The following is a 12,511-nucleotide window of genomic DNA, read 5'->3' as shown; positions in this document are numbered from 1 at the left end:
AGATTAAACCCTTATAACACTAGATATTTACTAGTATTACAAGGGTTTTTACACACACTTTTTGTCCTATAAGCCTATACAAAGAAAAGGACGCCTTTCGGCGTCCTTTCAGTATCAGTAATCCATTTATAGCAAAATAGATTCCGCTATTATTTTTTATTTTTAGCAGCTTTTGCACGAGCGTTACGATCGAGGATTGTTTTACGCATACGAATGCTTTCTGGTGTTACTTCTACCAATTCATCATCATTAATCCACTCAAGAGCTTGTTCCAAGGAGAAAATGCGAGGTGGTGTTAAACGAACAGCTTCGTCAGAGGAGCTGGAGCGCATGTTTGTAACATGTTTTTTCTTACATGGATTTACATCCATATCAAGTTCACGAGTATTTTCACCGATAACTTGTCCTGTATACACGTCTTGGTTAGGGCCAACAAACAATGTACCGCGGTCTTGAACAGAGTTCAAACCATATGGTGTAGTTTCACCATTTTCAAAAGCTACTAAAGCGCCACGAGTACGAGATGGGATTTCACCTTTGTATGGTGCATAGCCATGGAATACATGGTTCATAATACCATTACCTTTTGTAGCAGTTAAGAATTGAGCACGGAAGCCAATCAAACCACGGGCAGGAACAACGAATTCCATACGAAGGTAACCAGCTAATTCTACCATATTAGTTAATTCAGCTTTACGTTGACCAAGGTTTTCCATAACAGTACCCATAAATTCTTGTGGTACGTCGATAGTCAATGCTTCTAATGGTTCGCACAATTGGTCATTAATAGTTTTGAAAATTACACGCGGTTTACCTACTTGTAATTCATAACCTTCACGACGCATTGTTTCGATTAATACCGCCAAATGTAATTCGCCACGGCCAGATACTTTGAAAGCATCTGCAGAATCAGTTTCTTCTACTTTCATAGATACGTTTGTTTCTACTTCGCGGAACAAACGATCGCGCAAATGACGAGAAGTTACAAATTCACCTTCACGGCCTGCAAATGGAGAGTTATTTACGGAGAACACCATGGACAATGTTGGCTCGTCAATAGAGATAGTTGGTAATGCTTCTGGATTTTCAGCATCTGCAATTGTTTCACCAATGTTGATGTCATCGATACCAGCAAAAGCAATGATATCACCCATTTCAGCTTCGTCAGTTTCTACACGATTCAAACCATTATACGTATAAACGCGACCGATTTTACCTTTACGAGTGCTTTCGCCATTCATGATAGCTACTTGTTGATTGGTTTTCATTTTTCCGCGTACAATACGACCTACCGCAATTTTACCAATGAAATTATCATAATCAAGAGTAGTAATCATGAATTGAAGTGGACCTTCGTTATCCCCTTCTGGTGCAGGGATTTCTTCAATCAATGTTTTGAACAATGGATCCATGTTCACTGCTTCGTCATCCCAGTTTGTTTTGGACACGCCAGCACGAGCAGATGCGTACACTACAGGGAAGTCTAATTGATCATCATCGGCCTCAAGTTCCATGAACAATTCAAGAACTTCGTCTTCTACTTCTTTTACACGTTGATCTGGACGGTCAATTTTGTTGATAACTACGATTGGTTTCAATTTTTGTTCCAACGCTTTACGCAAAACGTATTTTGTTTGTGGCATTGGGCCTTCATAAGCATCTACAAGCAATAATACGCCATCTACCATGTTAAGAACACGTTCTACTTCACCACCGAAGTCAGCATGGCCTGGTGTATCAACGATGTTGATTTTAATGCCATCGTGCATAACAGCAGTATTTTTAGAAAGAATAGTAATCCCTCTTTCACGTTCAAGGTCATTAGAGTCCATTACGCGCTCTGCTACCTTTTCATTATCACGGAACACGTGACTTTGGCGTAATAATGCGTCTACCAACGTTGTTTTACCGTGGTCAACGTGAGCGATAATCGCTACATTTCGAAGATTTTCGCGAATCATAAGATCCTCCCTTTAATTCTGTCAGTATATTCTATATCACATAGTTACGATGTTAGTTTATTCACAAAATGTCGTACTACGTAGGTATATTCCCAAAATTGGCAACAGTTAATTATACTGCAACTAAATCAATCATGTCAAAGAAAAGAGCTATTTTAATAGTGCTAATCATGCCATCATGCTATGCACCATGCGTACAACCGATTGTAATTCTCATCTATTTCCAAAATGTTTCTTTCTATAGTGTAATACTCGTTTAACAGAAGAACGTAGTAATGGAATTTGCTCATTTTTTAGATGAAAGCAAAATTTGGGAATCATCTTCTCTATAATCTCATCATCAGAGGCTTTCAAAATATATTCCGGTTGTAACAATGGCTCTAATTCAGCTAATCCAGGAAATTCCTGTCCCACATTCCAAGCATGATCTCTATTAAAAGGACACACATCTTGACAATTATCACAGCCTATAATCCACTCTTCTAGCATATCATCGGTTACACCTTCTGGTAATTGACCATTACCAAAGGTATTAATGTAGGATACACAAGTTAACGGATTCATTATGAATGGTGCAGATAAAGAGTTAGTTTTACACCCTTGCTGACATAAGTTACAAGACTCTGGGCATGGTGGAATCTCTGTATCATGAATATATTTACAAGGCTTATCTATTAAATAAGCTACCAATTCATAATTAGAGCCTTTAGGTCCATAAAAGAAATTATTTTTTCTATAAATTCCTAGTCCGGCTGCTACAGAGGCAGCACGTAGAGGAATGACTCCAGCAGGCTTTGCTGTTTCACCACCAATAAATTGGATATTCTTACTATATAACCAAGTTTCAAAAGATTGTCTCCGTTTAGTTTCAACACCATCGGGGATATTGGCTAAAGATAGTAGTAATCCTTTTGCATATCGATTTTGAAGCGATACAGGAAACTTATAGTTTCCAAAATACTCAGTACAAACCACTATGGATTGTGCCCAAGGATAGTTTTCTTTTAATGCCAAAAAAGCTTTACTATGAGCGTATACCGTTTTACTTTCAGGTACATCTTCTAAACGCTTCGTTAGCCGTTCTTTATAAAAGTCAAGTACATCAAGAGGCACTATACCACAACTATCATAACCACATGCTAGTGCTTTATCATGAATCTCCTGTGCCAACAAAGTATTCATATTGTCGCCTCCTAATATAGATAAACTATATAATGATTATACTCTTTTAAAGACCATAAAAAGATTTCTTACGAATCCGTCTCACTAAAAAAGAGTAACAGTACATAAGAAATCTTGTAGTAGTATTTAGTTCGTATTAATCTTCACCAATCATACGTACTTCTGGTTCAAGATGCACCCCATGTTGGTCATACACGTGACGTTGCACTTCAGCAATTAAATCCAGTACATCCTTCGCACTAGCACTGCCCGTATTGATAACAAAACCGGCATGCTTATGAGATACTTGCGCATCTCCTACGGATAATCCTTTGAGGCCGGTTTGTTCAATTAACGTTCCCGCAAAATACCCTGGTGGGCGTTTAAAGGTAGATCCGGCACTAGCAAATTCCAAAGGTTGTTTGGACTCACGTTTTTCTGTAAGTTCATCCATACGCGCCTTAATAGCTGCTTTGTCTCCAGGTTTAAGAGTCATAATCACTTCACCAATAACTTCATTGTTATCATGGAATATACTATGACGATATGCAAAACCTAGATGCGATGCATCGTATTCTTTGATATTGCCTTGAAAGTCTACAGCTCGAACAGCCGTAACGACATTGCTCATTTCCCCATCATAAGCACCAGCATTCATAAATACAGCCCCCCCTAATGTGCCGGGAATGCCGATAGCAAATTCAAGTCCAGTCAAACCATTTACCCAAGCAAATTCGGATGCATCTTTTAACATATATCCAGAACCGATGCACAAGACATTATCATTGCACTCCATAACTTGCGTCATATGACGAACCGATACAACAGCACCGCGAATGCCACCATCTTTCACCAGAATGTTAGAACCGCAACCAATAATGGTAACAGGCACATCAAACTCGTGAATGGTGCGAAGAGCAAAGCTTAATTCGGCCATCGTCGTAGGTTCAATAAATACATCAGCAGGACCGCCAATTTTAAACGTCGTATGATACCGTAAATATTCCTCTTCTCGTACACGTGTACTTGGTAATTTTTCTAATAAAGCCGTTTGTAACGCCTTAATGTTGTGGTTGTTGTTTTTCCCCATGATCTAAAACTTTCATCCCCTCAGTGATTGGTTCGCTAATGATTTTGTAAATATCATTAGATACTTGACTCCAACGCATTTGTGCTTGCAAATAAGTAGCTGCTGCTGTATTTGCTTGAATTTGAGGCATTAATTCCTCTTGTTTCTTTTGTAAATCATCCGCTTCTGGCGCGCCAGATAACTTAGCATATTCCCATTGCATTTGTTGAGCCATAAATGTGCGCACCAACGCAGTTGCTTCCGCATCAGCCTTAACCGCTTCTTGCGCCTTCATCAAATCTTTGTACTCTTCAGATTCACGCATTGCATGTGCTAAATCATGAGCTTTATCGTAATTCATAATATTCCCCCTATTTCATATACCATTCTTTGTGAAAGCTAACTTTCACAAACATCATACATAATTTTACTTATGGCTAATCCAATTGCCTACTTCTTTCAAATCGGGATAATCCAATTGACGCATAGCCTCATAGGCAATAATAGCCACAGAATTAGACAAGTTCAAAGACCGTGCCTCTTCCACCATAGGAATCCGAACGCAAGTCTCTTCGTTACCTTCTAATAAACTTTCAGGTAACCCTCTAGTTTCAGGACCAAACACAAGCATATCACCAATTTCAAACTTCACATCAGAATGCACATGTTTAGCCTTCGTAGTAGCATAAAAATAACGACGTTCAGGATATTTCGCATATAATTCTTCTATATTCTCATGTACCTGTACATCTACCAAATGCCAATAATCAAGGCCTGCTCGTTTAACATGCTTATCGTCAATGGAAAAGCCTAGCGGTTTGATAAGATGCAAAGTCATATGGTTTGCCGCACAGAGGCGTGCAATATTACCGGTATTACCAGGAATCTCTGGTTCATATAATACAATTTCCATAATTCACCCTCTATTCTTATATCTATATTATTCTACCTAATCTAAAGTGTGTATTCAAGTAGTGAATTCTATTTTCCTAAGTGGAACAAAATAGTGCTATGCTACCAATCTCATTTACCGCTATTGCGAATAAAATGACCGTTCTTACCACCGTCTTTTTCTACAAGATACGTAGGACCTATAACCATCGTTTTATCAATAGCTTTGCACATATCATATACTGTAAGGAGACCTACTTGCACAGCGGTAAGAGCTTCCATTTCTACCCCCGTTTGACCAGTAGTTTTAACCGTAGCTATGATTTTGACAGCCTTTGTATGGGACTCATCATAACACGGAGTATACACGATAGAGAGCGAACTATTTTCATTCGTGCCCTGTTCACAAGATGTATGATTAATAACCCTATCAACATTATCTACCAACGTGCAATGCACTTCAACTTTAGTAAGCATCAAAGGATGGCAAAGGGGTATGAGATGGCTCGTTTGTTTAGCCCCCATAATCCCCGCCAATTGTGCTACGGAGAGAACATCGCCTTTCTTCATAGTGCCAGCAATAATTTTTTCATAAATAGCATCATTAATCGTAATAAAACCTTCTGCAATAGCGATACGCTCTGTTTGAGCCTTATGCGACACATCCACCATCCACGCGTTGCCTTGTTCATCAAAATGTGTTAAATCCATATGTACATCCTATTTTCTTATTCGTTATGCTAAATGCTAAAAAAATACTATGTTTTGAGTAACAAAATAGTTTATTTTCACAATAACGAAATATGTATAAATTCTCAATAATAGTTTTACTTTTTCTAATTCTATTATACAATATAATTAAATTAGTATATATGAGGAAGGAAGTGTTCCTATGAAAACAACATTAACTTATTTCGGTCATGCATGCTTTATGCTAACAAATGGTGATGTTTCCATGATTTTTGACCCATTTTTGACAGGCAATACATGGGACGTTGCTAAAAAAGAAGATATCAAATGTCAATATATCTTTGTTAGTCACGGTCACGATGATCACTACGGAGATACTGAATTCATCGCCAAAGCTAATGATGCGCTCGTCATCTCTACAGCTGAAGTTGCAGGCAAAGCTGCCGCTGCAGGTTGCCGTACACATGCTATGCACCTTGGTGGTAAATATGACTTTGAATTCGGTTCTGTTCGTATCACACCTGCCTTCCACGGTGCTGGCGTACCAGGTGGACACGCAGCAGGTTGCATCGTCAATTTCTTCGGCGACATCGTATACTTTGCCGGCGATACTGCTCTCTTCAGCGACATGAAATTATTGAACCGCTTTGGCGATATCGACTACGCACTTCTCCCTATCGGTGATAACTACACAATGGGCATTGAAGATGCAGCCCTTGCAGCAAGTTATATAAAAGCACGCATCTCCATCCCAATTCACTACAAAACATGGCCTGTTATCGACCGCGAACCAGGTGTATTCACCAGTCTAGTAGAAGGTAAATACAACCAAACTGCGGTTATTATTGATCCAGGAGCATCTATTGTTTTAAATAACTAATTAAGACGGTACGACAAAAATAACGAAAAAACCTTCCATCGGATTATTTAGAGCAAAAGGTGCGGAAGGAAACACCAAAAGGACGCAATTGCGTCCTTTTTTATTCAAAGCGTAACATTACTCTTGATTTGCCATGGAAAACCCAGAGCGATTGCTCATTCTCACGAATTCATCGATGTCTTGTGTTTCGTCAACGGCTACATAGCCCATTTCGCGAACTATGCCGTGTGGATTATGCAAAGATAACTTAGGCTCAGCCCCCGTAAGTACCCATAATACTTTATATCCTTTTGGCGATTCACGAAGACGGTCTTCGCCTTTCCCATCCGTAAAGTATACAAGTAAATCTACGTGATGTTGATTGGCTAAGGCAAAGACTGGCGAAAAGGCTGTTGATCCACGCACATCGAGTCGTGGTTTCACATCCTTTACGGATTCCATCGTATAGATACGACGTACTTCGTTATCACATTCCACAATGGTAATACGATGATTATAAGCATGAACAATTTGTAAGACTTGTTCTAAAGCATTTGTGAATTCTACATCTGTAATACTACCACTCATATCGAGGGCTACCCACACATTCGCCTTATGCTGGCGTAATGTGCCAGATAATTCCAACCGTTCTGGCTGACGACGATTGCGACGCATCGTCGTTTTTTTATGTCCACTAGCCACCTTCCCCATCAACTTTTTAAGATAAAAATACCAAGGCAAGGAACATCGCGTCTTTTGGAATGTGTCGATAAGGCTTTTTACATAACCTTCCATATCCCCTTTTGATGCTTTGTTGATATAGCGTTCCGTAATTTTATCCATCGTCTCTGTATCAATAGTGTCAGACTCATCCCAAATATCATGGCTCGAATCAGCATTAAACTCCATTGCCACGATTTGACTGGAATCCTCAACAGATACAAAGAGATCTGGTTTTTCTTGCATTGCTTTATCAATAGCCTTTGCATAATATTCTAAAGTACGAAATCGCTTTAGTAAAAGACCATATCTTGCATTTACATTAGCGACGGTAATCGCATCTCGGTCAACATGTTCTAAATAATCGTTTACAACCATATCCATAGCCATGTGACTAGCTTTTTTATTAAACCGTTGACTAAGTTCTTTCACCCTCATCAAATGGGCTGATATAACATGCAATATTTCCCGCTTAATACCGTCTTTCATAACATCTGGCGGTTGTCGTAACATAATGAAAGGATTAACATATAACACATATCCCCCGCGTTTGAGGTTTACACCAAAAGCGCTGGTCATATCTAAACGTACACGATGCGTCATTTGTAGATAAAAATAACCAAAGAATTGATCCTCATCGAACAGTAGACTATTTACATCGTGTAAGATATGCCATAAACGCTGTTCATATCCATCAACTAACACATGTTGCGTCAATACATCGAGATTTGCGCCTGCTCCCTCATGAAGCTCCGTTAAGCCCTTGCCTATAGTACCAATATGACTATCCGACATATTGTGATTCACCATATCTACAGCAATTTCTTCCGCATGTTGCTTATATACTGGATGTTCATCTACATATGCTAAATAACGCGCGTATAGTTGCTCATACAACGCATCCGCATCACGAGCAATCCGATTACGCTTTCTATGCCATCTATCTAGCTCCTTGATAGCCGCTTCATCATAGCGCCCAGTCTTCTCCCATCCGTCGATATGAGTAAGCAGGTCAGACGCATCTCGAATATCATCTTTATCTAAATTTCGATTCATAATTTCTACCTGTCATATACGCTTTCATGAATTAACGATTGGCTTCAAAAAACGTTTCTATAAAGAGATCATCTTCGATAGCATAACTATACACATGGACATATGTGTTACGTAAATCTTTCATAACAGCAATACGCAGATCGCCTGGATACAATGCAATGAACTCGATAAAGTGATGAACTTCTTCTGCATTGCTATTGCGATTTAAGCGATATAGCATATTTTTAGCCGCTACATAGAGACGAGTTGGGCTTTCACCATTAACACGTTCTTGCAAGGACATAATGGCACCTGGCTTATGCACAGCCGCTAACACATCATCAAAAGAAATCAATGGTACTTGTTCAGTGTCAACAAAATTAACAAAGGCTTCCGCAATAAGTTTACCTACATTACCGCGAATCACATTTTGGAATACATCACGGCTGTAACCACCCGCCTTATAAATACTATAAATATGAGATATCCGTTCAAACGAACGAGGTGTAGCATCGATATCATCTTCATGACGTTGATTTAAATAATCTGGATAAGAGGAAATGAATTCCACAACCTTATCTTCAATGTCTGCGGAAATAGCCCAGTCAATCCACTGCATATAATCCGATTCCATATAGAGCCATACAAAACGGTTTTGTTGAGCTGGATCCATATCAATCGTTTGATAGTCAAAGGAATCCTCTGGATTCATAGCTGCAATGATACGCACATCATCACTTAAAGCAAATCCATTGATTTCTCGATTCAAAATCAAGTTCATTAATTCTTGTTGCACCGCATGTTCTGCACGATTGATTTCATCGATAAACAGCAATACATGACGACCTGCATTAACAGCGCGTGACACATGTTCCAAGGTATGATGTACAGCATATACAGTCGTTTTAATTTCTTTAACCGTACCGTCACTATCTTTATGTAATACGGTTTCCACCGTAGGCAAGCCTCCTATTTCCCCTTCTTTTAAAAGATTGCCATCAATGGTGACGAGTTCCCAGTCATGAACCTCTGCAACGCGTGCTGCTAACGATGTTTTACCAATCCCTGTTTCGCCGACGAGCAATGGCACTTGATTAGCGGCTAGCACTAATTCCACACTAGCCATTGTATCTGTAAAATTCATTATGACTCCTTTTTCTTAATATAGTAAATACTGATCAATAGCAATTTTCTTTGCCTGTATAGACCCATATACATCAACTAATAACAATATATCGATAGGCCATGTTGACTGGCGTCCACCAATGACAGGGTTGCTTACGAGTTCCCGTACATAACGAGCTTCTACAGCTGGATTTGCAATCATTTCAATTATAATGTTTCTAACCATATCGACAGTCAAACCCAGTTGTTTCGGTACATAACCAAGTATTAACGTAGAGACCTTCAACAGCTCTACCACTGTATCTAAATCCAAATCCGTAATTTGACGCATAGCCTGCGGATTTTGTAAGACTGCGGCTTTCAAAATATCCACTGTCGGTTGCGGGATATAACGCAATGCCAAATAGTTAGATTCTACAGCCGCCATTTTAACCCGATCTGATGGATTGGCAATATATTGCAATACATCATATTGTTTTTTTACAGCCGTTAACTGTAATTCCTCTGATGAATTCTTAATGTATCGAATGACCCACCCCGATTGTTCTAAGGCAATGCGAATCACCTCATCCGATGGATTTTGAATATACTCAAGAACCGCCCAATCTTGTTTTACCAATGCAATCAATAATTTGTCACTTGGATTCTCCACATATTGAATAGCTCGTGGCGATTGTGTTAATGCAGTTTCAATCACTCGCTCAGTAGGATTTTTAATGTACTGTAATAGCATTCCATTCTGTTCCACACAGGCTAACTGCATTCCCTCTGTAGAATTAGGGATATTGCGAATACCATGTGGATTGTTTTTGAGAGCTACTATATATTGTTCTTCTGTCATACTATCCTTCATTTCTATCTAAAAAGGCCATACAAATACGTATGACCTATACTGAATTCTATTTTATTATATCATATTTTTTCGATGTATTTATATTTCTTTCGTATACTAACTACTTAGTTAACTCATCTAAATCAGAATTATTCCCAATTACGAGTAATTTATCTTCTTCTGAAAGTATAGCCGTCGGATCTGGTGGCACATCCAACCCCGTACTTCTTCTAACGCCTACTGCATTAAGATTATATTGCTCACGCAATTTAGAATCCTTTAAACAAGTCCCTACTAAGAAGGAAGGCATACTTATTTCAATAAGGCTAATATTCTTAGATAATTGTAAATAGTCCATCACATGGTCTCGAGTCAATGATTGAACAAGTCGCAATGCCATATCATATTCAGGGTAAATAGCCTGATCTACCCCTATTTTTTGAAGCATTTTACCTTGCAAACTATTTTCGGCCTTAGCCACAACTTTAGATATATGCATTTCCTTAAGCAGCATGGAGGTCATCAAATTCGCTTGTATATTACCTCCAATAGCTACAATGACCATATCAAATTGACTTAATGCCAGTGCCTTTATCGCTTCTTCATCAGTTGTATCTGCTACAATGGCATGTGTAAGATAAGGCGATATTTTTTGTACAATATCTGGATTGATATCTACACCTAGCACTTCATGATTCATGGCTGCTAACATCTTGGCAATAATCATGCCAAATCTACCAAGACCTATAACGGCTATTGTTTTTTGTTTCATTATGTACCTCTTTTAAATTGATGGTAATTTATTATTATAACATTACATTCTCTTCTGCATAGGAAATTGGCTTATTCGGCTTCGTACGTAATGCCCAAGTTCCGATAATAGTCATAACCCCTACACGGCCTGTAAACATAACTAATATAAGAACCCATTTACTACTTTCAGATAAATCAGGTGTAATCCCCGTCGTAAGCCCCACCGTACCAAATGCGGACGTAACCTCAAACAGTAATCGAATGAAATCAAATGATTCATTCCATGCTAAATAACACGTAGCTAACAATACTAATAATATAGAAAGAAAAATAATCCCATTCGCCTTAAGAACAGTGACCATAGATATTCTCCGTCCAAATACCTCTACATCTGAGCGGTTATTAAATAATGTACACGACGCTAAAATGGCAACCATAACGGTACTGATTTTAACACCACCCCCCGTCGAGTTTGGACCAGCCCCAATAAACATGAGAATAATACTGACAAACAATGTAATCGGATGCAGTTGACTATAATCAATAGTCGCTATTCCTGCAGTACGAGGTGTAACCGATTGAAAGAAGGCCGCCATCACCTTATCCAACACTGGTAGAGGGGCTAAGGTATTTGGATTAGCCCATTCTACACCGAGGAATACAATAAAGCCTAGTGCAATCAGCACTATCGTACCTATGAGCATTAGCTTAGTATGCAGTTTTAAATCAACAAAACGTCTCACCTTGCGATGAGACCATATATCGAAAGTCGCTAAATAACCAAAGCCGCCGATAATGATAAGAACTACCGTATTTATATTAAATAATACATCACCTACCATTTTATAAGGCAAATTATTGTCAAAGAATACAAATCCTGCATTGCAAAATGTAGAAATGGCTTGCATAAAACCTATATAAAACGAATCGCCACCTATATATGGATATAGTTGGATAGCATATAAAATGCCTCCTATACATTCAATAACCAATGTATAAATAGTCAATTTTTTCGTCACCTGGAGAAGGCCCTTCATCCCATCGTGACCTACATCTTCTGAAAGTAATAATCGATTCTTAAGACCTACCCGTTTCCCCAACAATAAAGCAACAATAGTTGTAAATGATACAATGCCAAGTCCGCCTAACTGTATGAGGATTACCATGACAATCTTGCCAAACAAGGACCAATGATAATAGGTGTCCACAGTAGCGAGTCCTGTAACGGACACACAAGAAACGGCTGTAAAAGCCGCATCAACTAGCGAGGTTTCTTGTCCCTGTGCACTGGCTATAGGCAACATGAGAAAAATAGTCCCCACCGTCATGACCACTAAAAAGCTAAGTGCCAATAATCGATATGGATTCTGTTGCATATATCGTTGCACATGATGAGGTCTATGTTCTTGCCACAT

Annotated in this window: 12 protein-coding genes; 1 reads left to right on the top strand and 11 read right to left on the bottom strand. The window is 38.8% G+C overall.

Annotated features, from left to right (window positions below; all coding sequences use genetic code 11):
• Positions 1–149 precede the first annotated feature (149 nt).
• The 6 genes from typA to moaC form a co-directional block, all read right to left on the bottom strand.
• Positions 150–1,961: a translational GTPase TypA gene (gene typA, locus EO120_RS06750; protein ID WP_127134725.1), complete on the bottom strand. Its 1,812-nt coding sequence runs from the start codon at positions 1,959–1,961 to the stop codon at positions 150–152.
• Positions 1,962–2,174: 213 nt separating this feature from the next.
• Positions 2,175–3,143, bottom strand: a complete 969-nt coding sequence (locus EO120_RS06745) for an epoxyqueuosine reductase (protein WP_127134724.1) — start codon at positions 3,141–3,143, stop codon at positions 2,175–2,177.
• 136 nt (positions 3,144–3,279) lie between these two features.
• Positions 3,280–4,212: a UDP-N-acetylmuramate dehydrogenase gene (gene murB, locus EO120_RS06740; RefSeq protein WP_127134723.1), complete on the bottom strand. Its 933-nt coding sequence runs from the start codon at positions 4,210–4,212 to the stop codon at positions 3,280–3,282.
• Positions 4,184–4,552 carry a YlbF/YmcA family competence regulator gene (locus EO120_RS06735; protein WP_127134722.1) on the bottom strand — a complete coding sequence of 123 codons (369 nt, stop codon included), beginning with the start codon at positions 4,550–4,552 and terminating at the stop codon, positions 4,184–4,186. The genes murB and EO120_RS06735 overlap by 29 nt, the downstream gene beginning before the upstream one ends.
• 66 nt (positions 4,553–4,618) lie before the next feature.
• Positions 4,619–5,104, bottom strand: coding sequence for a tRNA (uridine(34)/cytosine(34)/5-carboxymethylaminomethyluridine(34)-2'-O)-methyltransferase TrmL (trmL, locus tag EO120_RS06730; protein WP_127134721.1), 486 nt, complete (start codon positions 5,102–5,104; stop codon positions 4,619–4,621).
• A 110-nt stretch (positions 5,105–5,214) separates the two neighbouring features.
• Positions 5,215–5,793 carry a cyclic pyranopterin monophosphate synthase MoaC gene (gene moaC / locus EO120_RS06725; RefSeq protein WP_127134720.1) on the bottom strand — a complete coding sequence of 193 codons (579 nt, stop codon included), beginning with the start codon at positions 5,791–5,793 and terminating at the stop codon, positions 5,215–5,217.
• 181 nt (positions 5,794–5,974) lie between these two features.
• On the opposite strand from moaC, the gene EO120_RS06720 reads away from it, so the two are divergent.
• Positions 5,975–6,652 (top strand): metal-dependent hydrolase, encoded by a 678-nt coding sequence (locus EO120_RS06720; RefSeq protein ID WP_127134719.1) that lies wholly within the window; start codon positions 5,975–5,977, stop codon positions 6,650–6,652.
• Between the two features lie 117 nt (positions 6,653–6,769).
• On the opposite strand, the gene EO120_RS06715 is transcribed toward EO120_RS06720, so the two are convergent.
• The 5 genes from EO120_RS06715 to EO120_RS06695 form a co-directional block, all read right to left on the bottom strand.
• The gene (locus EO120_RS06715) at positions 6,770–8,407 is read right to left on the bottom strand and encodes a vWA domain-containing protein (protein ID WP_127134718.1); all 1,638 of its coding nucleotides are present in this window, start codon (positions 8,405–8,407) and stop codon (positions 6,770–6,772) included.
• Between the two features lie 31 nt (positions 8,408–8,438).
• Positions 8,439–9,530, bottom strand: a complete 1,092-nt coding sequence (locus EO120_RS06710) for an AAA family ATPase (protein WP_127134717.1) — start codon at positions 9,528–9,530, stop codon at positions 8,439–8,441.
• Between the two features lie 15 nt (positions 9,531–9,545).
• Complete coding sequence (locus EO120_RS06705; protein ID WP_127134716.1) at positions 9,546–10,352, bottom strand: hypothetical protein; 807 nt, start codon at positions 10,350–10,352, stop codon at positions 9,546–9,548.
• Positions 10,353–10,464: 112 nt separating this feature from the next.
• Positions 10,465–11,115, bottom strand: coding sequence for a potassium channel family protein (locus EO120_RS06700; protein ID WP_127134715.1), 651 nt, complete (start codon positions 11,113–11,115; stop codon positions 10,465–10,467).
• 34 nt (positions 11,116–11,149) lie between these two features.
• Entirely contained in the window at positions 11,150–12,511 is a 1,362-nt protein-coding gene (locus EO120_RS06695; RefSeq protein ID WP_127134714.1) for a TrkH family potassium uptake protein, read from the bottom strand.

The organism is Veillonella caviae (genome assembly GCF_003992125.1).
Lineage (GTDB): Bacteria > Bacillota > Negativicutes > Veillonellales > Veillonellaceae > Veillonella > Veillonella caviae.
This window is presented reverse-complemented; position numbering and strand designations above follow the sequence as displayed.